This window comes from Halopseudomonas maritima, from assembly GCF_021545785.1.
GTDB classification, from domain to species: domain Bacteria; phylum Pseudomonadota; class Gammaproteobacteria; order Pseudomonadales; family Pseudomonadaceae; genus Halopseudomonas; species Halopseudomonas maritima.
The window spans coordinates 1,845,134-1,866,853 of record NZ_CP079801.1 but is presented as its reverse complement, the minus strand read 5'-3'; the positions used below and the strand labels follow the sequence as shown (position 1 = coordinate 1,866,853).

Below are 21,720 nucleotides of genomic sequence, written 5' to 3'. Positions count from 1 at the left end.
GTCTAGGGTGAAGGGATAGAATAGGCGGCTCTGTTATCCGTAGTTCGTCGCCCCGCCGCGATGTGCATTTGTCTTCAATAAAAGCCGCTGGTGTCAGTGGTCCCGGGGGATTCAGTGTCTGTTGCACTTTGGCAGCAATGCATCGATTTTTTGCGTGATGAGCTTCCATCTCAACAGTTCAATACCTGGATTCGCCCGCTGCAGGTTGATGGCGACCAGGCCGAGATCCGTCTGTACGCGCCCAACCGCTTTGTACTCGACTGGGTCAACGACAAATACCTGAACCGCATTCAGGAGCTGCTGGATGACCTGTCCCAGGGGCAGGCGCCGATGGTCTCGCTGCTGATTGGCAGTCGTCGTGCTGCACCTGCGGTAGCACCTGCTACCCAAGCCGCGCCAGCCCCGGCGCCGCGACCGATTGATCCGACGCCTGCGCCTGCTCCTGCAACCCCGGCGGTTACGCCTGTCGTGGTGAGCTCACAGCCGGCTGCAGGTCATGGCGGCTCAGATGCCACCGCCGAGTTCGCCGGCAACAGCCAGCCCGACACCAGTCAGCCGCCGCCTACGCTGATCAAGCACACCAGCCTGCTCAATCGCAGCTTCACCTTTGAGAACTTTGTAGAAGGCAAATCCAACCAGCTGGCCCGCGCGGCGGCCTGGCAGGTAGCCGATAACCCGAAGCACGGTTATAACCCGCTGTTTCTTTATGGTGGCGTAGGTCTGGGTAAAACCCACCTTATGCACGCGGTGGGTAACCACCTGTTGAAGAAGAACCCGGCGGCCAAGATTGTCTATCTGCATTCCGAGCGTTTTGTGGCCGATATGGTCAAGGCGTTGCAGATGAATGCCATCAACGATTTCAAGCGCTACTACCGTTCGGTCGATGCGCTGTTGATTGACGACATTCAGTTCTTTGCCAAGAAGGAGCGCTCCCAGGAGGAGTTCTTCCATACCTTCAACGCGCTGCTCGAAGGTGGTCAGCAGGTCATCCTTACCAGTGACCGTTATCCCAAAGAGATCGACGGCCTGGAAGAACGCCTCAAGTCGCGTTTTGGTTGGGGCCTCACCGTGGCCGTCGAGCCGCCGGAGCTGGAGACTCGCGTCGCCATTTTGATGAAGAAGGCCGAGCAGTCGCGGGTGGATCTGCCCCACGATGCCGCCTTCTTTATTGCCCAGCGCATTCGCTCCAACGTGCGTGAGCTGGAAGGTGCTCTCAAGCGCGTGATTGCCAGCGCCCACTTTATGGGGCGCGATATCACCATCGAGCTGATTCGCGAGTCGCTGAAGGACCTGCTGGCCTTGCAGGACAAATTGGTCAGTATCGATAATATCCAGCGTACCGTCGCCGAGTACTACAAGATCAAGGTTGCGGACGTGCTGTCCAAGCGTCGTTCGCGTTCAGTCGCCAGACCGCGTCAGGTTGCCATGGCCCTGTCCAAGGAGCTGACCAACCACAGTTTGCCGGAAATCGGCGACGCCTTTGGTGGACGCGATCACACCACGGTATTGCATGCCACGCGCAAGATTGCTGAACTGCGCGAAACCGACGCGGATATCCGCGAGGACTACAAGAATTTGTTGAGGACGCTGACGACCTGATCGTCAGCCCACACCACTGCCAACCAGCACGAGGTCGAAGGAAGACAATGCAATTCACCATTCAGCGCGAAGCTCTGTTGAAGCCCCTGCAACTGGTTGCGGGTGTTGTGGAACGCCGCCAGACCCTTCCGGTTCTGTCCAACGTACTGCTTGTTGTCGACGGCAATACCCTGTCGCTCACCGGTACCGATCTGGAAGTCGAACTGGTTGGTCGCATTCCCCTGGAAGAAGGTAGCGAAGCTGGTGAGATTACCGTGCCGGCGCGCAAGCTCATGGACATCTGCAAATCACTGCCGGATGACACCGCCATCACCCTCAAGGTGGAAGAAGGCAAGGCATTGATCAAGGCGGGCCGCAGCCGCTTTACCCTGGCAACGCTGCCGGCAGCCGACTTCCCCAATGTTGAAGATGGCCCGGGTGCGATGAGCTTTGCCATCACTCAGAATAAGCTGCGTCGCCTGATCGACCGCACCAGTTTTGCCATGGCTCAGCAAGATGTGCGCTATTACCTCAACGGCCTGCTGCTGGAGATCAACAAGGGTCAGCTGCGAGCAGTGGCCACCGATGGTCACCGCATGGCGATGTGTACCGTTGATGCCAACATCGACTACCAGGAACGTTATCAGCTCATCGTGCCGCGTAAGGGCATTCTTGAGCTGGCGCGTCTGCTGGGTGAAGCCGACGACACCGTTAACGTGGTGTTGGGCAGCCATCATATTCGCGCTACCACGGGGGACTTTACCTTCACCTCCAAACTGGTCGACGGCAAGTTCCCGGATTACGAGCGTGTTCTGCCGCGCGGTGGCGACAAGATTGTGATTGCAGACCGTCAAACCCTGCGTGATGCATTTAGCCGCACTGCTATTTTGTCGAACGAAAAGTATCGCGGCATTCGCCTTACCCTGGAGTCTGGCCAGCTGAAGATTCAGGCCAATAACCCGGAGCAGGAAGAGGCTGAAGAAGAAGTGATGGTCGACTACAACGGCGCCGGTCTGGAGATCGGGTTTAACGTCAGCTATCTGCTCGACGTGATGAATGTGCTGGGGCATGAGCAGGCGAAGATGGTGCTGTCCGATGCCAACAGCAGCGCACTGGTTCAAGAAGCTGAGTCCGACGAAAGCCTCTATGTCGTCATGCCCATGCGCCTCTGATCGCGCATGCCCCTCACTCGTCTTGCGGTCACCGCGGTGCGTAATCTGCACCCGGTGACCCTGCTTCCCTCCCCCCGCATCAATCTCGTTTCCGGCGCCAACGGCAGTGGCAAAACCAGTTTGCTGGAAGCCATTCATATTCTTGGCCTCGCCCGCTCCTTTCGCAGCACTCGCTTGCAGCCCGTTATTCAGTACGAGCAGGACAGTTGTACGGTCTTCGCCGAACTGCAGTCTCTTCAGGGCGTCGCATCCAAACTCGGCATTTCGCGTAATCGGCAGGCCGATTACGAGATACGCATTAACGGGCAAAGCGCACGTAGTACTGCCCAGCTTGCCGAGTTGCTGCCGCTGCAACTGATTAATCCTGACAGTTTTCGTTTGCTGGAAGGCGCCCCAAAACAGCGTCGCCAGTATCTCGATTGGGGCGTGTTCCACGTGGAACATCGTTTTCTGTCAGCGTGGCAGCGGCTGCAAAAGAGCCTCAAACAACGGAATTCGTTGCTGCGACGTGGTAGAATCGAACGTTCGCTCCTGGCCCCCTGGGAGGCCGAGATAGTCGCCGCTGGCGAGCAGATAGACGGCTTCCGGCAGGCCTATCTCCAGCAGCTCAAACCTATCTTCGAACAGACGTTGGGAGAGCTGGTTGAACTGGATGGCCTCACCCTCAGTTACTTCCGAGGCTGGGACAGGGAGCGTGGATTGGCTGAGGTACTGGATAGTCAGTACGAGCGCGACTGCGCACTCGGGCATACCCAGGCAGGGCCTCAACGGGGTGATTTGCGCTTGCGGCTGCGGGGGTTGAATGCCGCAGAGGTGCTTTCTCGGGGCCAGCAGAAACTGGTGGTATGCGCCCTGAAGATTGCCCAGGGCCGACTGCTGCGTCAGCTTGATCGTCAGCAGGACTGTGTCTTCCTGGTGGACGACTTGCCCTCAGAGCTGGATCAGGCGCATCGGCAGGCGCTCTGTGGCCTGCTCGAATCGCTGGAGTGTCAGGTATTTATTACCTGCGTAGATGCCGACTCGCTGAGCAATTGCTGGCAGCCGGATACACCTTTATCCATGTTCCACGTGGAACATGGGCACATTGTGCAGACCGAATGAAGTCTGGAGTGACTCAAGATGACTGATAACAAAGCCTATGATTCATCGAGTATTAAGGTTCTGAAGGGCCTTGATGCGGTGCGTAAGCGTCCCGGTATGTACATCGGTGACACCGATGACGGCACTGGCCTCCACCACATGGTCTTTGAAGTCGTCGACAACTCTATCGATGAGGCCCTCGCCGGCCACTGCAGCGATATCGACATCACCATTCACACCGATGAGTCGATCAGCGTGCGTGACAACGGACGGGGCATCCCGGTCGATGCGCACGAAGAAGGCGTATCGGCGGCCGAGGTGATCATGACCGTGTTGCACGCTGGCGGCAAATTCGACGACAACAGCTATAAGGTGTCCGGCGGTTTGCACGGGGTGGGTGTGTCGGTAGTAAACGCGCTCTCCGAGAAGCTGATTCTGACCATCCGCCGTCACGGCAAAGTGTGGGAACAGACCTACGTTCACGGCGTACCACAGGCCCCGTTGGCCGAAGTGGGCGATACCGACAGCACCGGCACCCAGATTCACTTCAAGCCCTCTGCCGAGACCTTCAGCAGCATCTCCTTCAGTTGGGACATCCTGGCCAAGCGCCTGCGTGAACTGTCGTTCCTCAACTCGGGTGTGGGCATCAACCTGAAGGACGAGCGTACCGGCAAACACGAGCTGTTCCGCTATGAAGGTGGTCTGCGCGCCTTTGTTGACTACCTGAACCACAACAAGACCAGCATCAACTCGGTATTCCACTTCAACCTGCAACGTGAAGATGGCATCGGCGTGGAAGTGGCGATGCAGTGGAACGACAGCTTCAACGAAAGCATCCTCTGCTTCACCAACAACATTCCCCAGCGCGACGGTGGTACCCACCTCGCCGGTTTCCGTAGCGCCCTCACCCGCAGCCTGAACAGCTACATCGAGCAGGAAGGTCTGCTGAAAAAGCTCAAGGTCAACACCTCCGGTGACGACGCCCGTGAAGGTCTGACCGCGATCATTTCGGTCAAAGTGCCGGACCCCAAATTCTCTTCGCAGACCAAAGACAAGCTGGTTTCCTCTGAAGTGAAAACCGCGGTCGAGCAGGAAATGAACAAGTACTTTGGCGACTACCTGCTGGAAAAGCCCGGTGAGGCCAAAGCGGTTGTCGGCAAGATGATTGACGCTGCCCGTGCCCGTGAAGCAGCGCGCAAGGCGCGTGAGATGACGCGCCGCAAAGGGGCGCTGGATATCGCCGGTCTACCCGGCAAACTGGCAGACTGCCAGGAGAAAGACCCGGCCCTCTCCGAACTCTACATTGTGGAGGGTGACTCCGCCGGCGGCTCTGCCAAACAGGGCCGTAATCGTCGTACCCAGGCGATCCTGCCGCTCAAGGGTAAGATCCTCAACGTCGAGAAGGCACGCTTCGACAAGATGCTCTCCTCCGCCGAGGTGGGCACACTGATCACCGCACTGGGCTGCGGTATCGGCCGCGAAGAATTCAATATCGAAAAGCTGCGTTACCACAACATCATCATCATGACCGATGCTGACGTTGACGGCTCGCACATTCGTACCCTGCTGCTGACCTTCTTCTTCCGTCAGATGCCGGAGCTGATCGAAAACGGTTACGTGTATATCGCGCAACCGCCGCTCTACAAGATCAAGAAGGGCAAGCAGGAGCAGTATCTGAAAGACGACGAGGCGCTCGAGGAATACCTCACCCAGTCCGCGCTGGAAGATTCCTACCTGTACGTCAACGAAGATGCCCCGGGCATCACCGGTGAAGCGCTGGAGCGCATTGTGCAGCAGTTCCGTGCGGTGATGCGTACGCTCAAGCGTCTGGCCCGCCTGTACCCGCAGGAGCTGATGGAACACTTTGTTTACCTGCCGCGTCTGACCGTCGAGAATCTCGGCGACAAGGCCTTTATGGATGAGTGGATCAAGGGCCTGGCTACCCGTGTAGCGGCGACCGAACGCTCCGGGCAGCAGTACAACGTCAGTTTGCGTGAGGACACCGAACGCCACCTGTGGCTGCCGGAAGTGGAGTCCATCACCCACGGCATGTCGAGCTACATCACCTTCAACCGCGATCTGTTTGCGAGCAACGATTACCGCTCCATGGCCGAGCTGGGTGAAACCCTGCAAAGCCTGCTGGAGCCCGGCGCCTACATGCAACGTGGCGAGAAGAAGAAGCCGATAACCACCTTCAAGGAAGCGCTAGAGTGGATGATGAACGAGACCGCGCGTCGTCATTACATTCAGCGCTACAAGGGGCTGGGCGAGATGAACCCGGAGCAGCTGTGGGAAACCACCATGGACCCGGAAAGCCGCCGTATGCTGCGCGTGAACATTGAAGACGCTATCGCCGCCGACCAGATCTTCAACACCCTGATGGGCGATCAGGTTGAGCCGCGTCGCGACTTTATCGAAAGCAACGCTCTGGCGGTATCTAACCTGGACGTTTGATCGGCCCAGGCGTGGACAACAAAAACCCCTTTAACTGTATGGTTAAAGGGGTTTTTGTTTGGCTGGCGGGAGACATCACAACAGGTGATGGGGGGTAGCTATTAACCCGGACTAACACTGCCCCAGATAGTTTGTCTGGCTATCTCTCAACGAAAATCGTCGGTCAGGTCGGACTCAGAAAAGCCGCCGCCCGAGGATTTAAAGGACAGCTCTGTTTCCTGTTGCGGCGCTGCGGCCGGTTGCTGGGGCATGTTCAATGGCGACTCGCTGCGGGTATCGCTGAACTTGGCCTTGAGCTTCAGGTCGGTCGGCGAGTCGGCGTAGCGCAACGCCATATCCAGGGTGATACTGCCCTTGCCCACCAGCTCGTACAGGTGTTGATCGAAGCTTTGCAGGCCCGGCTCCTGGCCGCGGTTCATGGAGTCCTTGATCTCGTGCAGCTCGTCGCGGGCGATCAGGTTGCGGATGTACGGCGTACGTAGCAACACCTCGACCGCGGCCACCCGCTTTTGCTCAACGCCGGGCACCAGGCGCTGGGCAATGATACCGGCCAGGTTCATCGAGATGTCGCCGAGGGTCTGCTTGCGCTCCCCTTCCGGGAACAGGTTAACGATGCGTTCAATCGCCTGGACGCTGTTGGTGGCATGCAGGGTAGCGACCACCAGGTGACCGGTTTCGCTGTAATGCAGGGCGTGCTGCATGGTCGCCTTGTCGCGGATTTCGCCGATCATGATGACGTCCGGCGACTCGCGCAGCACGTTGCGCAGGGCGTGGGCAAAGCTCTGGGTATCCAGGCCAACCTCACGCTGATCGACGATGGATTTCTTGTGCTCGTGCAGAAACTCGATCGGGTCTTCGATACAGACGATATGCCCGGCGCGGTTAGTGTTGCGGTAGTCGAGCATGGCTGCCAGCGTGGTGGACTTACCGGAGCCGGTGGCACCCACCACCAGGATCAGACCGCGATCCTTGAGCGCGAGTTTTTCCAGCTGCACCGGCAGGCCCAGCTCGGCAAAGGCCGGGATCTGGTGACTGATGTGGCGCACGACCATACCCACTTCGCCGCGCTGATAGTACACGTTGATGCGAAAGCGGCCGCAATTGGGCAGCCCAACGGCCAGGTTCATCTCCTGTTCGCGCTCAAATTCCTCGATCTGCTTGTGGCTCATGACTTGCCAGGCGAGTTCCCTGACCGCGCCGGAGGCCAGGGGCTGATTGCCGAAGGCGAAGAAATCGCCCTCGCGCTTTAGCGTGACGGGGGCGCCAACGCTGAAAAACAAGTCTGATCCTTCCTTCTCGACCAGGGCTTTGAGATAGCGGTTAATATCCATATCAGGGTACCGAGCAGACAGTCTTTGTGGGGCGAACGCCCATTATGGACCAGAGCGGGCTCACGCGTCGCGCAGGCTCTGCAACTGCGCGTTGATCCAGCTTTCGGCCTGCTTGTTGGCGGCAACGATAGAGCGCGGGTCGGCGCCGGCCGGGTAGATCGCCGGGCCGATCATGACCTTGATGGTGCCCGGCTTTTTGCCCCAGCCGTGACGCGGCCAGTATTCGCCGGCATTGTGCGCAACCGGAATGATGGGAGCGTTGTTGGCGCAAGCCAGTGCCGCGCCACCACGGGAGAATTTGACCGTCTCACCGGGGGCAATGCGCGTGCCTTCGGGGAAGACCAGAATCCACATGCCGTCCTTCAGGCGCTCACCGCCGGTGCGGGTCAGTTGCTGTAACGAGTCGCGGGCCTTGCTGCGGTCGATGGCGATGGGTTTGGCCAGCGCGAAGGCCCAGCCGAAAAAGGGCACCAGCAGCAGCTCGCGCTTGATCAGCTGGGTTTGCGGGCGAAACAGCCGCGGCAGGAAAAAGGTCTCCCAGGTGCTCTGGTGGTTGGCCAGAATCACGCCCGGCTGATCCGGTATGTTCTCCCGGCCAATGACTTCGTAGTTGATGCCGACAATGTGCTTGGTCAGCCACACGGCCACGCGTGTCCACCATTCGATGATCACCTTGACCCGCCAGCGGACGTTGAGAAACAGCGCAACCGGAATGATCAGGACGCACCAGATCGCGGCGCTGGTCGACAGCAGCAGGTAAAACAGGGCGACGCGCAGGGACATCAACAGGGCCATGGCTCAGGATTCCAGAAGGTGATCGACAACAGCGGCCAGGTCGTCAAAGACCTGGGTGCCGGTGGGCAGCGTCTTGTGTTCGCTGCGGGCGCCCTTACCGGTACGTACCAGGTAGGGAGTACAACCGACGGCGCAGCCGGCTTCGAGGTCACGCGGGCTGTCGCCCACGGTGGGCACGCCCTGCAGGGGCTGGTTGAAATGCTCGGCTATCTGCATGAACAGGCCCGGCAGTGGCTTGCGGCAGTCACAGCCGGCCTCCGGCGCGTGCGGGCAATAACGGATCAGATCCACCTGACCGCCCTGCTCTGCCACCAGCTGGCAGAGACGCTCATGCATGCTCTGCAAGGTGGCTTCGCTGTAATAGCCGCGGCCAATGCCGGACTGGTTGGTCGCCACGGCGACCGTCCAGCCCGCCTTGCTCAGCCGCGCGATGGCAGCAATGGAACCCGGCAGCGGAATCCATTCCTCCAGCGACTTGATGTAGGCGTCGGAGTCGTAATTGATGACCCCGTCGCGGTCGAGAATAATCAGCTTCACGTCAAGCTTCCATGGTCAGCCGGCCAATCGAGTAGCAGCGCGGCATCGGTGGCTGGCCCGTCTTCGCTGCCCGTGGCTGGAGGCTGAAGGCTGGAAGTCGGCACATGGTGTTGTCTTCCAGCCTTCAGCGTCTAGCTTCGAGCCTGTTATTAACCCAGCAGCGAAATATCCGCCACCCCGAGGAACAGGCCGCGCAGGCGAGCCAGCAGCGCGTAGCGGTTGGCTTTGACCGCCGGGTCGTCGGCGTTGACCAGTACCTGCTCGAAGAAGGCGTCAACCGGCTCGCGCAGGGCGGCCAGACGCTCCAGCGTGGGTTGGTACTGGCGCTGGTCTGCCAGCGGCGCTACGGCCTGCTCTGCGGCCTCTACGGCGCTGGCCAGAGCCTGCTCGGCGCTTTCCTGCAGCAGCGCGGTGTTGATCTCGGTTGCGACCACACCTTCGGCCTTGGACAGGATGTTGGACACCCGCTTGTTGGCGGCGGCCAGCGTGTCGGCCTCGGGCAGACGACGGAACGCCTGCACGGCCTGTACGCGCTGATCAAAGTCCAGCGGCGAGGTCGGGCTGACCGCACGGACCGACTGGTACACGGCCACGTCGATGCCTTCGTCCTCGTAGCGGGCGCGCAGGCGGTCGAAGATAAAGTCCTGCACCTGGGCGACCAGGCCGTTGGCCTTTACGCGGCTGCCGTATTGCTCGACGGCGGCCTGCAGCGCGGTGTTCAGATCCAGCTCCAGCTGCTTCTCGATCAGGATACGCAGCACACCCAGGGCGGCGCGACGCAGGGCGTACGGGTCCTTGGAGCCGGTGGGCAGCATGCCGATACCGAAGATACCGACCAGGGTGTCGAGCTTGTCGGCCAGCGCCACGGCGGCACCGGTCAGGGTGCTTGGCAGCTCGGCACCGGCGCCGCGCGGCATGTACTGCTCGTTCAGCGCCAGCGCCACGTCCTCGGCTTCGCCGTCGTGCTTGGCGTAGTAGTAGCCGGCAATGCCTTGCAGCTCGGGGAACTCGCCAACCATCTCGGTGGCCAGATCGCACTTGGACAGGATACCGGCGCGGGCGGCGCGCTCGGCGTCGCCGCCGATCTTCGCGGCAATCACACCGGCCAGGCTGGAGACGCGTTGGGCTTTCTCGAACACGCTGCCCAGATCAGCCTGGAACACCACATTGGCCAGACGCTCGTTACGGGTTTCCAGCGGCTGCTTCTGGTCCTGCTTGAAGAAGAACTCGGCGTCGGTCAGGCGCGGGCGAACTACCTTCTCGTTGCCCTCGACGATCTGCGTCGGGTCCTTGCTCTCCAGGTTGGAGACGGTGATAAAGCGCGGCAGCAGTTTGCCCTTGGCGTCCAGCAGGCAGAAGTACTTCTGGTTGTCCTGCATGGTCGAGATCAGGGCTTCCTGCGGCACCTCAAGGAAGCGCTCCTCAAAGCTGCACACCAGCGGCACCGGCCACTCGACCAGCGCGGTGACTTCGTCCAGCAGGTCGGCCGGAACAATGGCGGTGCCCTGCTGCTCGGCCGCCAGCGCGTCGACGCGGGTCTTGATGATCTCGCGGCGTTCGGCGAAGTCGGCAATCACATGCGCACTGCGCAGGGTCTCGGCGTAGGCCGCAGGACTCGCGATGGTGACCTGATCCGGGTGATGGAAGCGGTGACCACGGGACAGGTTACCGGCCTGCTGGGAGAGAATCTCGCAGGGCACGACCTGCTCGCCCAGCAGCATCACCAGCCACTGGGTCGGACGCACGAATTCGGTTTTACGGGCACCCCAGCGCATGCGCTTGGGAATCGGCAGCGCGGCCAGTGCGGCGTCGACGATACCGGGCAGCAGATCGGTCGCCGGCTGGCCCGGAATGTTCTGCACAAAGCGCAGCTTGGGGCCGCTCTGGTCGATCTCATCCAGGCTCACGCCGCACTTGCGGGCAAAGCCCTCGGCGGCCTTGGTCGGATTGCCGTCGGCGTCGAACGCCGCCTGCAGCGGCGGGCCATCAAGCTGGGTGGTGCGGTCCGGCTGCTGGGTGGCCAGCGCTTCGACCAGCACGGCCAGACGGCGCGGTGCGGCGTAGTAACGGGCCGTGGCGTAACCCAGGCCGGCGTCCTTCAGGCCGCCTTCAACCCCGGCCAGAAAGGCCTCAGCCAGCTTCTTCAGGGCCTTGGGAGGCAGCTCTTCGGTGCCCAGTTCAACGAGAAAATCCTGCGCCTGCATTATTCGGCCTCCTTCAGCTTGGCCAGTACTTCGTCACGCAATTCGGGGGTGGCCATCGGGAAGCCGAGGCGGGCGCGGGCCAGCAGGTAGCTTTGGGCAATCGCGCGGGACAGGGTGCGAACACGGAGAATGTAACGCTGACGCTCGGTTACCGAGATGGCACGGCGGGCGTCCAGCAGGTTGAAGGTGTGCGATGCCTTGATGACCATCTCGTAGGCCGGCAGCGGCAGCTCCAGCTCGATCAGACGGTTGGCTTCACCTTCGTAGAAATCGAACAGTTCGAACAGCTTGTCGACGTTGGCGTGCTCGAAGTTGTAGGTCGACTGCTCCACTTCATTCTGGTGGAACACGTCGCCGTAGCTGACCTTGCCGAACGGGCCGTCGGAGTAGACCAGATCGTAGACCGAGTCGACGCCCTGCAGGTACATCGCCAGACGCTCCAGACCGTAGGTGATCTCACCGGTGACCGGATAGCACTCAACGCCACCGACCTGCTGGAAGTAGGTGAACTGGGTGACTTCCATGCCGTTGAGCCAGACTTCCCAGCCCAGACCCCAGGCGCCCAGGGTTGGCGATTCCCAGTTGTCTTCAACAAAGCGGATATCGTGCACCAGTGGGTCGATACCGATGTGGCGTAGCGAATCCAGGTACAGCTCCTGAATGTTGTCCGGGTTCGGCTTCAGTACTACCTGAAACTGGTAGTAGTGCTGCAGGCGGTTCGGGTTCTCGCCGTAGCGGCCGTCAGCCGGGCGGCGGCTGGGCTGTACGTAGGCGGCGTTCCAGGTTTCCGGGCCGATGGCGCGCAGGAAGGTAGCGGTGTGGAAGGTGCCGGCACCCATTTCCATGTCGTAGGGCTGCAAAACCACACAACCCCGCTCTGCCCAGTAGCTTTGCAGGGCAAGGATCAGTCCTTGAAAGGTGTGGACGGCTGGATTGGTCTGAGTCACGTGTTTCACCAGGTCGGGCTGTGAAATTGAGAAAGGCCGAAGTATACAGTCAGAACGCCTGCGACATACAGGAAAGCGGCGGATTTACTGGTCTGCGCCGCTGAAAGCGGCGAGGCTGGCCAATCTCTTTGCCTGCTCATGGATGGGCCACCGCCGAACGCTCGATGACCTGCCCAAGCCGGTCGAAATCGATATTGGCGCCGGAGTTGATGGCGATCAGGGTCTCGCCCTGGATGCCCTCGCGGCGCACATACTGGCGTAGCCCGGCCACCGCCAGCGCACCGGAGGGTTCGGTGATGGAGCGGGTGTCGTCGTAGATGGCACGCACAGCGCTGCAGATCTCATCGTTGCTGACCGTGACCACTTCATCGACATAGCGCCGGCAGTACTCGAAATTCAGCGCGCCGATCTGCGCGACCGCCACGCCATCGGCAAAACGTCCAACACGCGGCAACACCACGCGCGTATTGGCCGCCAGCGCGGCCTGCAGGCAGGCCGATTCCTGCGACTCGACACCGATCACCCGTACCTCGGGGCGCAGGTATTTGATGTAGGCCGCGACGCCGGCAATCAGCCCGCCGCCGCCAACCGGTACAAACACCGCCTTCAGTGGGCTCTGGTATTGGCGCAGCAGTTCCACGGCGACCGTGCCCTGGCCGGCGATCACATCGGGGTCGTCAAAGGGCGGCACAAAGGTGTAGCCCTGCTGCTCGGCCAGTTGCAGCGCGTGGGCCAGCGCCTCGGCAAAGCCCTCGCCGTGCAGCAGCGCGGTTGCGCCACGGGCGCAGACGCCCTCTACCTTGAGCCGGGGTGTGGTGGTGGGCATGACGATCAGTGCGCGTACGCCGAGTCGCTGGGCGGCCAGCGCCAGGCCCTGGGCGTGGTTGCCGGCCGAGGCGGTGATCACGCCGCGGGCGCGTTCGCTGGGGGTAAGGCGTGCGACCCGGGTATAGGCACCGCGGATCTTGAACGAGAACACCGGCTGCAGGTCTTCGCGCTTGAGCAGCACCTGGTTGTTCAGGTGGGCTGACAGGCGCGGGGCAAATTGCAGTGGGGTCTCAAGCGCAACGTCGTAGACCGGGGCCGAGAGGATGCTGCCGACCAGTGCGCGTAGCTGCGCCGTGCCGTCGTCCTCGCTGAGGTCGGTGTCGGAAGTGGGTGAGGCTGTGGCGGTGTTCATGCTGTCTCCTGATGCGGTTGGAACCTCGGAGACAGTGCTGATTACCCGCCTCGGAGGCGGGTGGGGTCTGGACGCAAGCTAGCCCGCCGTTACTGGAATGGCGGTAATAATCATGGCGGCGGTGAACAGGCGTGCGTTGGTCATGTGGTCGAATCTAGCGCGTGGGCAGGACGGGCGTCAATCGTCGCGGGTCAGCACTTCGAGCAATTCGATCTCGAAGCGCAGGTTGCTGCCGGGCTTGATATGCTCGCCAACGCTGCGTTCGCCGTAGGCCAGCGCTGCCGGTACCAACAGCTGACGGCGGCCGCCAACGCGCATGCCCATCAGGCCCTGATCCCAACCCTTGATGACCCGTCCGGTGCCGATCACGCACTGGAATGGGCGACCACGCTGGTGGGAAGAATCAAATACCGTGCCGTCTTCCAGGGTGCCGGTGTAGTGGGTGGTGATCAGCGCGCCTTTGACGCACTCCTTGCCCTCGCCCACGCTCAGGTCGATTATTTGCAACTGGTCGCTCATGCGGTTCTCCGTGGGCGAATACAAGATGGATTTTGGCGAGTATAACCGCCGAATTGGAGCAAGACATGACCGCGACAGACCCGATACGCTGCGCATGGTGCAGTGATGACCCCCTGTATCAGCGCTATCACGACGAGGAGTGGGGCGTGCCCTGCCGCGACGCCGACAGTCTGTTCGAGATGCTGCTGCTGGAAGGCTTTCAGGCGGGCCTGTCGTGGATCACCGTGCTGCGCAAGCGTGAGCACTACCGCCAGGTGTATCGGGGCTTTGATATCGACTTTATGGCCAACCAGAGTGATGAGGAGCTGCAGGCACTGTTGCAGGATGCGGGCATCATTCGCAATCGGCTCAAGGTGTATGGCGCGCGACGCAACGCCCGTGCCTGGCAGCGTTTGTGCGCCGAGCATGACCCGGTCGAGTGGTTGTGGCAGTTCGTTGGCGGCCAGCCGTTGATTCGTCATGCCGCCACCTTGGGCGAGATTCCGGCGCAGACGGCAGAGGCCAAGGCGATGAGCAAGGCATTGCAGAAAGCCGACTTCACCTTTGTCGGACCGACCATCTGCTACGCCTTTATGCAGGCCACCGGCATGGCGATGGATCACACCACCGACTGCCACTGTTACCCTGCCCTGGCCGGCGGCTGATCCGGCTTCTCGCCCTGCTCGTCCGAGCGGCTTACAATGGCCGCTGACTCATTGTTCGGAGCATTGCCGTGGAGCGGTTGAAAGGCGCCATCATCATTGGATTTCTCAAGCTGTTTTCCATGCTGCCGTTCAGTGTGGCGCAGCGCTTGGGTGCGCTGGTTGGCTGGTTGATGTGGAAGCTGCCCAACCGCTCACGTGACGTGGTGCGGATCAACCTCAGTCACTGCATGCCGGAGCTGACCGAGGCCGAGCTGAACGATCTGGTGCGCCGTACCCTGCTCGATACCGGCCGCAGCTTTGCCGAGAGCGCCTGCGCCTGGATGTGGTCACCGCAAAAGACCGTTGGCCTGATCAAGGAAGTGGAAGGCGAAGAGCTGCTGGCCAAGGCGCTTGAGGCCGGCAAGGGTGTGGTCGGCATCACCAGTCACCTGGGTAACTGGGAGGTGCTGAACCACTGGTATTGCCTGCGCGCCAAACCGATTATCTTCTATCGTCCGCCCAAGCAGAAAGCGGTGGACGAGCTGCTGCAGCGCCAGCGCACCCAGCTGGGCAACAAGGTGGCTGCGTCCACCCGCGAAGGTATTATCAGCGTGATGCGTGAAGTACGTCGTGGCGGCGCGGTCGGTATTCCTGCCGACCCCGAGCCGGCGCTCAAGAGCGGCCTGTTTGTGCCCTTCTTTGCCACCCGGGCACTGACCAGCAAGTTTGTGCCCAACCTGCTCAAGGGTGGGCAGGCGCAGGCCATTTTCTTTCACTGCGTGCGGCTGCCGGACAACAGCGGCTTCAAGGTTATCCTGGAAGCGGCGCCCGACGCGCTGTATAGCCAGGATGAGTACCAGGCGGTGGCCTGCATGAGTTCGGTGATCGAGAGTTACGTGCGGCGTTGGCCGAGCCAGTACATGTGGAGCATGAAGCGCTTCAAGAAGCGGCCTGAGGGCGAGAAGCGCTGGTATTAGGGAAGCACTGATTAATTCCGCATGCCCTCCCAATAGAACCACTATTGGCTGTACATCGCGCCTTGCAGCTACACGCTTGAGCACTCGCAGAGGGCGTGTGGAATTAATCAGCGCTTCCTTAAGGAAGCCAGTTGTGCCGCCGAGCTGTGGTAGTGTTCGCAGACCGGCGGCAAGAAAGCGCTCAGACTGGGGCTCTGAGTGCACAGACAAGGTGGGGGGAACGGATTGGCCAACCAACGACAGCATCCGCGTACGCCAATGAAGGCACAGATCAAGATTGCGCACCCGAGTTTTGGCGAAGTCATTGGGCACACCCGTGACCTGTCCGACGGTGGCGTTTTTGTTGAGCATGCCACCCTGGGTAGCTTACAGGTCGGTGACGAGGTTACCGGTCAGGTACAAGGCATGCCGTTTGAGGCGCCTGTCCTGCGCATGGTGGTGCAGCGGGTGATTCCCGGCGAGGGTGCGGGTCTGGCGTTTCTCGACGAAGCCTGAGCGCCCCGCAGGGCGCTTGTAGCGACTAGCGCTGCCAGAACATCGGCGACAGCAGCACCAGCAGGGTAAACACCTCCAGACGCCCGAGCAGCATGGCGAAGCTCAGCACCCATTTAACCCCCGCATCCAGATTGCCGTAGTGCACGGCCACCTCGCCCAGACCCGGGCCCAGGTTGTTGATGCAGGCGGTCAGCGCCGAGAAGGCGGTGACAAAGTCCAGCCCGGTCCCCAGCAGAATCAAAAACAGCATCGCGAAGGTAAATACGTAGACCGCGCAGAAACCCCAGACGGTTTCCACCACCCGGTCTGGCACCGGGCTGTTGCCCAGCTTGACCGGGAATACCCCGCGCGGATGCAGCAAGCGCTTGATCTCCCGCTCGCCCTGCTTGTACAGCAGCAGTACGCGAATCACCTTCATGCCGCCGCCGGTGGAGCCAGCGCAGGCGCCAATAAAGCTGGCGTACAGCAGCAGGTAGGGCAGCAGGGTCGGCCAGGTTGAAAAGTCGGTGACGCCAAAGCCGGTGGTGGTGGCGATGGAGACGGTCTCGAAGGCGGCGTAGCGCACCGAGGTCCAGACGTCGTGATGCTGGTATTGCACCAGCACCACAAAGCAGATGATGAACAGCGCCAGAATCACCAGCACGTAGGCGCGGCACTCCGGGTCCTGCCAGTAGTTTTTCAGCGAGCGGAAGCGCCAGGCGAGAAAGTGCAACGCAAAGTTGATACCCGAGATCAGCATGAACAGAATGCAGATCGCCTCGATCAACGGGCTGTTGTAGTAGCCGATGCTGGCGTCGTGGGTCGAGAAACCGCCAATCGCGACGGTCGAGAAACTGTGGCCGATGGCGTTGAACAGGTCCATGCCGGCGGCCCAGTAGGCCAGGGCGCAGGCGACGGTCAGGCCGGCATAGATATACCAGAGCACCTTGGCGGTTTCGGCGATGCGCGGGGTCAGCTTGTTTTCCTTCAGCGGGCCCGGCATCTCGGCGCGGTACAGCTGCATGCCGCCCACGCCCAGCATCGGCAGAATGGCCACCGCCAGTACGATGATCCCCATGCCGCCAAACCACTGCAGCTGCTGGCGGTAATACAGCAGCGCGCGTGGCAGGGTATCCAGCCCGGTGATGACGGTGGCCCCGGTGGTGGTCAGCCCCGAGAAGGACTCGAACACCGCATCGGCCACGCTCAGGTCAGGCATATCCAGCAACCACAGCGGCACGGCACCGAACAGGCCGAGAACCAGCCAGAACAGTACGGTAATCAGGTAGCCGTCACGGGTGCGCAGCTCGTTGCGCTGTCCGCGTACCGGCAGCCAGATACAGGCGCCGGCAATCATGGTAATGACAAAGGCGCTGAGGAAGGCGTTCATCGCCTCCTCGTGGTAGTACAGGCCAACGGCGGCCGCCGGCAGCATACTGGTGGAGAAGAGCATCAGCAGGATGCCGATGATGCGCTGTATCTGCGGATACTGCATATCGTGGCGCCTTAGAGAAAGGTCAGTCCGACCTGGAACAGACGCTCCACATCGCGAACATGTTTTTTGTCGATCACGAAGAGGATGACGTGGTCATCCGACTCGATCACGGTGGAATCGTGGGCAATCAGCACCTCGTCATCGCGCACGATGGCGCCGATGGTGGTGCCCGGTGGCAAATCGATCTGGCCAACCGACTTGCCGACGACCTTGGACGAGCGGCCGTCGCCGTGGGCCACCACCTCGATGGCTTCGGCGGCGCCGCGGCGTAGCGAGTAGACGTTGACGATGTCGCCCCGGCGCACGTGGGTCAGCAGGGTGCCGATGGTGGCCTGCGACGGAGAAATCGCGATATCGATCTCGCCGCCCTGCACCAGGTCGACGTAGGCCGGGTTGTTGATCAGCGTCATGACCTTGCGCGCGCCCAGACGCTTGGCCAGCATCGAGGACATGATGTTGGCCTCGTCGTCGTTGGTCACGGCGCAGAAGATGTCGATCTCCTCGATGTTCTCCTCGATCAGCAGCTCGCGGTCCGAGGCGCTGCCGTGCAGCACCACCGAGCGGTCGAGGTTCTTGGACAGGTAGTCGGCGCGGGCCTTGCTGGCCTCGATGATCTTCACCTGGTAGCGGCTCTCGATGGCCTCGGCCAGGCGCTCGCCGATGTTGCCGCCGCCGGCGATGATCACCCGCTTGTGGGTCTTTTCGACGCGCCGCAGCTCGCTCATCACTGCGCGGATATCGCGGCTGGCGGCGATGAAGAACACCTCGTCATCGGCTTCGATGATGGTATCGCCCTTGGGAATGATCGGTCGGTCCTTGCGGAAGATGGCGGCTACCCGGGTGTCTACGCCCGGCATGTGCTGGCGCAGAAAGCGCAGCTCCTGACCGACCAGCGGGCCGCCGTAGTAGGCGCGTACCGCTACCAGCTGCGCCTTGCCCTCGGCAAAGTCCAGCACTTGCAGCGCGCCGGGGTTCTCGATCAGGCGTTTGACGTAGTTGGTGACTACCTGTTCGGGGCTGATCAGCACGTCGATCGGCACCGCCTCGTTGTGGAACAGCCCGCCACGGGTCAGGTAGGCGGACTCGCGCACGCGGGCGATCTTGGTCGGGGTGCGGAACAGGGTGTAGGCCACCTGACAGGCGATCATGTTGGTTTCGTCGCTGCTGGTGACGGCGATCAGCATGTCGGCATCATCGGCGCCGGCCTGGCGCAGCACCGTGGGGAAAGAGCCCTTGCCATGCACGGTGCGGATATCCAGACGGTCGCCCAGCTCGCGCAGGCGCACGTTGTCGGTATCGATCACGGTGATGTCGTTGGCTTCGCTGGCCAGCTGCGCTGCCAGGCTGCCGCCGACCTGACCGGCACCGAGAATGATGATCTTCATGCCGCAGACTCCCTGTTCTTCTGTTGCGGGCTGGCACTGAGCTTGATCAGACGGGCCAGGTAGAAACCGTCGTGCCCTTCTGCCTGCGGCAGCAACTGGCGACCGCAAGGCTGAACAATACCGTAGTCACCGCTGATATCCAGCGTCCGGGCGCCGGGTTGGCGGGCAAGAAAGGCCTCGATCACCTCGGTATTTTCCTGCGGCAGCACCGAGCAGGTGGCGTACACCAGTACCCCGCCTACCTCCAGCGTAGGCCATAGGGCATCCAGTAGCTCGCCCTGCAGCGCCGCCAGCGCAGCGATATCGGCAGCTTTACGGGTCAGCTTGATATCCGGGTGGCGGCGAATGACGCCGGTGGCGGAACAGGGCGCGTCCAGTAGGATGCGCTGGAAGGGCGTGCCGTCCCACCATTGCGCGACATCACGGCCATCGGCGGCGATTAGCCGGGCGCCGAGCTGCAGGCGCTTGAGGTTCTCTTCTACCCGCTTGAGCCGTGCTGGCTCCAGATCCAGACCGACCACCTCGGCCAGATCGGGTTGCTGCTCCAGAATCTGGCAGGTCTTGCCGCCGGGGGCGCAGCAGGCGTCCAGCACGCGCAGGCCGGGTTTGAGATCGAGCAGCGGCGCCGCCAACTGCGCGGCCTCATCCTGCACGCTGACCAGTCCATCGGCAAACCCGGGCAGCAGCTGCACGTCGCAGGGCGAGGCCAGCTGTATGCCGACCGGGCTGAAGGGGCAGGCGCTGGCATCAATGTTCGCGTCGGCCAGCTGTTGCAGATAGGCATCACGGCTCAGGCGACGCTGATTGACCCGCAGGGTCATCGGCGGATGCAGGTTATTGGCGCCGGTGATGGCGCCAAGCTGCTCGGGCCAGGCCCGCTGCAGACGCTTGTACAGCCAGCCGGGGTGGGCGCATTGCTGAGACGGTGACTGATCGACTACGGCCAGCAAGGCATCGCTGTCGCGTTGCACGCGGCGCAATACTGCATTGAGCAGGCCCTTGGCCCAGGCCTTGTCGAGGCTGACCGCGGCGTTGACCGTTTCGCCAATCGCCGCATGCGCCGGCACGCGCAGGTACAGCAGTTGATACAAGCCCACCAGCAGCAGCGCGTGCAGGTCCTGATCGCCCGGCTTCATGGGCTTGTTGAGCAGCTCGCGGGCCAGTGCTTCGAGGCGGTTGTACCAGCGTGCGGTGCCAAAGGCCAGCTCCTGCACCAGCGCCTGATCGCGGGCGGCGACGCTTTTTAGTTGCGCTGGCAGGCTGCTGCCAAGGGACGCCTTGCCAGCTAGCACGGCAGCCAGGGCGCGGGCCGCCGCCGCGCGCGGATTCACTGGCCGTTGCCCAGCAGCAGGCCGGGCGCAAACTGCTCGCGGCGGGCGTTGTAGAGGTCGGCAAAGGCCAGCGGCTTGCCGCCGGGCAGTTGCAGGCGGGTCAGGCGCAGAGCGCCCTCACCGCAGGCTACCAGCAGGCCGTCGCGTTCACAGGCCAGCACCTGGCCGGGCGTGCCCTGCCCTTCGGCAGGCACGGCAGCCCAGACCTTCAGCGGCTTGCCGTCCAGTTGAGCGTGGGCCAGTGGCCAGGGATTGAAGGCGCGGATCAGGCAGTCCAGCTCGCGCGCCGGGCGCTGCCAGTCGATGGCAGACACCTGCTTGTTCAGTTTGTGGGCGTAGGTCGCCAGCGCATCGTCCTGCACCTCGCCTTGCAGGGTGCCGGCAGCCAGACCGTCGATGGCTTGCAGCACGGCCGGCGGGCCCAGCTCGGCCAGGCGGTCATGCAGACTGCCGCCAGTGTCCTCGCGGCTGATCGGCGTGCTGACCTTGAGCAGCATGGGGCCGGTGTCCAGCCCGGCTTCCATTTGCATCACGGTCACGCCGGTTTCGCTGTCGCTGGCCTCGATGGCGCGCTGGATCGGCGCTGCGCCGCGCCAGCGCGGCAGCAACGAGGCGTGGCTGTTGATGCAGCCCAGACGCGGGATGTCCAGCACCGCCTGCGGCAGGATCAGGCCGTAAGCGACGACCACCAGCAGGTCCGGCTTAAGGTCGGCCAGTGCCTGCTGGTCCTCAATGGCGCGCAGGCGCTCGGGCTGCATCACCGGCAAGTCGTGAGCCAGGGCCAGTTGTTTGACTGCACTCATGGCCAGCTTCTGGCCGCGGCCGGCGGGTCGGTCGGGTTGGGTGTACACCGCCACAATATTGAGTTTGGCGTCAATCAGCGCCTGCAGATGGGCGGCGGCAAACTCGGGTGTGCCGGCAAAGACGATGCGAAGGTCGGATGCGTTCATGGAGGTCCGTAAAGAAAAGGCTTGCCGAAGCAAGCCTTGATAGCCGGGTCAGATCAGGCCGAAGCCTGGCTGCGATGGATTTTCTCCAGTTTCTTGCGAATACGGTCACGCTTGAGGTTGGACAGGTAGTCGACGAACAGCTTACCGTTGAGGTGGTCGCACTCGTGCTGGATGCAGACTGCCAGCAGGCCGTCGTAGACCTCGTCAAAGGCGTTGCCGTCACGGTCCAGCGCCTTGACGCGTACGCGCTCCGGACGCTCGACGTTTTCATAGAAACCTGGCACCGAGAGACAGCCTTCCTGCATCTGCTCCAGATCTTCGGTGAGCGGCTCCAGTTCGGGGTTGATGAATACCCGTGGTTCGGACTTGTCCTCGGAGATGTCGATTACCACGACACGCTCGTGCACGTTGACCTGGGTCGCCGCCAGCCCGATACCGGGGGCGTCGTACATGGTCTCGAACATGTCGTCGACAAGCTGCTGGATTCGCGCATCCACTGTGGCCACCGGCTTGGCGATGGTACGCAGTCGTGGGTCGGGAAATTCCAGTATGTTCAATATCGCCATGGGGTTTGTACCGCTTTGTCTGGAACAAATCTAAATTGTGCTGCTAAGATGATGAGCAGCTTGGAAATAAAGCGGGTCTAGCGTGTGGGAGCACGTCGCCAGGCCTGGATGCTGGCCTCTAT

The 21,720-nt window shown here is 61.8% G+C and carries 19 protein-coding genes; 7 read left to right on the top strand and 12 right to left on the bottom strand.

Annotation, left to right across the window (positions count from 1 at the left end):
• The first annotated feature begins 90 nt into the window (after window positions 1–90).
• From dnaA to gyrB, 4 genes are read left to right on the top strand one after another with little or no spacing between them, the layout of a single operon-like run.
• Complete coding sequence (dnaA, locus tag HV822_RS08560) at window positions 91–1,599, top strand: chromosomal replication initiator protein DnaA (RefSeq protein ID WP_396265124.1); 1,509 nt, start codon at window positions 91–93, stop codon at window positions 1,597–1,599.
• 47 nt (window positions 1,600–1,646) lie between these two features.
• Complete coding sequence (gene dnaN, locus HV822_RS08555; RefSeq protein WP_238873443.1) at window positions 1,647–2,750, top strand: DNA polymerase III subunit beta; 1,104 nt, start codon at window positions 1,647–1,649, stop codon at window positions 2,748–2,750.
• Window positions 2,751–2,756: 6 nt separating this feature from the next.
• A complete protein-coding gene (gene recF / locus HV822_RS08550; RefSeq protein WP_238873442.1) occupies window positions 2,757–3,851 on the top strand; it encodes a DNA replication/repair protein RecF in 1,095 nt (364 codons plus the stop codon).
• Window positions 3,852–3,869: 18 nt separating this feature from the next.
• Window positions 3,870–6,284 carry a DNA topoisomerase (ATP-hydrolyzing) subunit B gene (gene gyrB / locus HV822_RS08545; protein WP_238873441.1) on the top strand — a complete coding sequence of 805 codons (2,415 nt, stop codon included), beginning with the start codon at window positions 3,870–3,872 and terminating at the stop codon, window positions 6,282–6,284.
• A gap of 146 nt (window positions 6,285–6,430) precedes the next feature.
• Here gyrB and HV822_RS08540 read toward each other — a convergent pair whose 3' ends face one another.
• From HV822_RS08540 to HV822_RS08510, 7 genes are all read right to left on the bottom strand, one after another.
• Window positions 6,431–7,615 (bottom strand): PilT/PilU family type 4a pilus ATPase, encoded by a 1,185-nt coding sequence (locus HV822_RS08540; protein WP_238873440.1) that lies wholly within the window; start codon window positions 7,613–7,615, stop codon window positions 6,431–6,433.
• Window positions 7,616–7,675: 60 nt separating this feature from the next.
• Window positions 7,676–8,410 carry a lysophospholipid acyltransferase family protein gene (locus tag HV822_RS08535; RefSeq protein ID WP_238873439.1) on the bottom strand — a complete coding sequence of 245 codons (735 nt, stop codon included), beginning with the start codon at window positions 8,408–8,410 and terminating at the stop codon, window positions 7,676–7,678.
• 3 nt (window positions 8,411–8,413) lie between these two features.
• Entirely contained in the window at window positions 8,414–8,947 is a 534-nt protein-coding gene (gene gmhB, locus HV822_RS08530) for a D-glycero-beta-D-manno-heptose 1,7-bisphosphate 7-phosphatase (protein ID WP_238873438.1), read from the bottom strand.
• A 149-nt stretch (window positions 8,948–9,096) separates the two neighbouring features.
• Window positions 9,097–11,151, bottom strand: coding sequence for a glycine--tRNA ligase subunit beta (gene glyS, locus HV822_RS08525; protein WP_238873437.1), 2,055 nt, complete (start codon window positions 11,149–11,151; stop codon window positions 9,097–9,099).
• The gene (gene glyQ, locus HV822_RS08520) at window positions 11,151–12,098 is read right to left on the bottom strand and encodes a glycine--tRNA ligase subunit alpha (RefSeq protein WP_238873436.1); all 948 of its coding nucleotides are present in this window, start codon (window positions 12,096–12,098) and stop codon (window positions 11,151–11,153) included. Before glyQ ends, glyS begins: the two co-directional genes overlap by 1 nt.
• A 136-nt stretch (window positions 12,099–12,234) precedes the next feature.
• Window positions 12,235–13,278, bottom strand: coding sequence for a threonine ammonia-lyase, biosynthetic (gene ilvA, locus HV822_RS08515; RefSeq protein WP_238873435.1), 1,044 nt, complete (start codon window positions 13,276–13,278; stop codon window positions 12,235–12,237).
• A 177-nt stretch (window positions 13,279–13,455) separates the two neighbouring features.
• Entirely contained in the window at window positions 13,456–13,797 is a 342-nt protein-coding gene (locus HV822_RS08510) for an FKBP-type peptidyl-prolyl cis-trans isomerase (protein WP_238873434.1), read from the bottom strand.
• Between the two features lie 65 nt (window positions 13,798–13,862).
• Between HV822_RS08510 and HV822_RS08505 the strand changes: the two genes are divergently transcribed.
• From HV822_RS08505 to HV822_RS08495, 3 genes are all read left to right on the top strand, one after another.
• A complete protein-coding gene (locus tag HV822_RS08505) occupies window positions 13,863–14,441 on the top strand; it encodes a DNA-3-methyladenine glycosylase I (protein WP_238873433.1) in 579 nt (192 codons plus the stop codon).
• A 68-nt stretch (window positions 14,442–14,509) separates the two neighbouring features.
• Entirely contained in the window at window positions 14,510–15,397 is an 888-nt protein-coding gene (locus HV822_RS08500; protein WP_238873432.1) for a lysophospholipid acyltransferase, read from the top strand.
• A gap of 225 nt (window positions 15,398–15,622) precedes the next feature.
• Window positions 15,623–15,892: a PilZ domain-containing protein gene (locus HV822_RS08495; RefSeq protein ID WP_238873431.1), complete on the top strand. Its 270-nt coding sequence runs from the start codon at window positions 15,623–15,625 to the stop codon at window positions 15,890–15,892.
• Window positions 15,893–15,917: 25 nt separating this feature from the next.
• Here HV822_RS08495 and HV822_RS08490 read toward each other — a convergent pair whose 3' ends face one another.
• Genes HV822_RS08490 through def form a run of 5 tightly spaced genes read right to left on the bottom strand, consistent with a single transcriptional unit; the run spans window position 15,918 to window position 21,598 of the window.
• Window positions 15,918–17,366 carry a TrkH family potassium uptake protein gene (locus tag HV822_RS08490; protein WP_238873430.1) on the bottom strand — a complete coding sequence of 483 codons (1,449 nt, stop codon included), beginning with the start codon at window positions 17,364–17,366 and terminating at the stop codon, window positions 15,918–15,920.
• Window positions 17,367–17,377: 11 nt separating this feature from the next.
• A complete protein-coding gene (gene trkA / locus HV822_RS08485) occupies window positions 17,378–18,751 on the bottom strand; it encodes a Trk system potassium transporter TrkA (RefSeq protein WP_238873429.1) in 1,374 nt (457 codons plus the stop codon).
• Complete coding sequence (gene rsmB / locus HV822_RS08480; protein WP_238873428.1) at window positions 18,748–20,082, bottom strand: 16S rRNA (cytosine(967)-C(5))-methyltransferase RsmB; 1,335 nt, start codon at window positions 20,080–20,082, stop codon at window positions 18,748–18,750. Before rsmB ends, trkA begins: the two co-directional genes overlap by 4 nt.
• The gene (fmt, locus tag HV822_RS08475; protein WP_238873427.1) at window positions 20,079–21,032 is read right to left on the bottom strand and encodes a methionyl-tRNA formyltransferase; all 954 of its coding nucleotides are present in this window, start codon (window positions 21,030–21,032) and stop codon (window positions 20,079–20,081) included. The genes rsmB and fmt overlap by 4 nt, the downstream gene beginning before the upstream one ends.
• 53 nt (window positions 21,033–21,085) lie before the next feature.
• The gene (gene def, locus HV822_RS08470) at window positions 21,086–21,598 is read right to left on the bottom strand and encodes a peptide deformylase (RefSeq protein WP_238873426.1); all 513 of its coding nucleotides are present in this window, start codon (window positions 21,596–21,598) and stop codon (window positions 21,086–21,088) included.
• Between the last annotated feature and the right edge of the window lie 122 nt (window positions 21,599–21,720).

What these genes read in the sequence shown, in the direction of transcription:
- dnaN (WP_238873443.1), top strand. Translation starts at nt 1,647, where the DNA reads ATGCAATTCACCATTCAGCGCGAAGCTCTGTTGAAGCCCCTGCAACTG.
- recF (WP_238873442.1), top strand. Translation starts at nt 2,757, where the DNA reads ATGCCCCTCACTCGTCTTGCGGTCACCGCGGTGCGTAATCTGCACCCG.
- gyrB (WP_238873441.1), top strand. Translation starts at nt 3,870, where the DNA reads ATGACTGATAACAAAGCCTATGATTCATCGAGTATTAAGGTTCTGAAG.
- HV822_RS08540 (WP_238873440.1), bottom strand. Translation starts at nt 7,615, where the DNA reads ATGGATATTAACCGCTATCTCAAAGCCCTGGTCGAGAAGGAAGGATCA.
- HV822_RS08535 (WP_238873439.1), bottom strand. Translation starts at nt 8,410, where the DNA reads ATGGCCCTGTTGATGTCCCTGCGCGTCGCCCTGTTTTACCTGCTGCTG.
- glyS (WP_238873437.1), bottom strand. Translation starts at nt 11,151, where the DNA reads ATGCAGGCGCAGGATTTTCTCGTTGAACTGGGCACCGAAGAGCTGCCT.
- ilvA (WP_238873435.1), bottom strand. Translation starts at nt 13,278, where the DNA reads ATGAACACCGCCACAGCCTCACCCACTTCCGACACCGACCTCAGCGAG.
- HV822_RS08510 (WP_238873434.1), bottom strand. Translation starts at nt 13,797, where the DNA reads ATGAGCGACCAGTTGCAAATAATCGACCTGAGCGTGGGCGAGGGCAAG.
- HV822_RS08505 (WP_238873433.1), top strand. Translation starts at nt 13,863, where the DNA reads ATGACCGCGACAGACCCGATACGCTGCGCATGGTGCAGTGATGACCCC.
- HV822_RS08490 (WP_238873430.1), bottom strand. Translation starts at nt 17,366, where the DNA reads ATGCAGTATCCGCAGATACAGCGCATCATCGGCATCCTGCTGATGCTC.
- trkA (WP_238873429.1), bottom strand. Translation starts at nt 18,751, where the DNA reads ATGAAGATCATCATTCTCGGTGCCGGTCAGGTCGGCGGCAGCCTGGCA.
- fmt (WP_238873427.1), bottom strand. Translation starts at nt 21,032, where the DNA reads ATGAACGCATCCGACCTTCGCATCGTCTTTGCCGGCACACCCGAGTTT.
- def (WP_238873426.1), bottom strand. Translation starts at nt 21,598, where the DNA reads ATGGCGATATTGAACATACTGGAATTTCCCGACCCACGACTGCGTACC.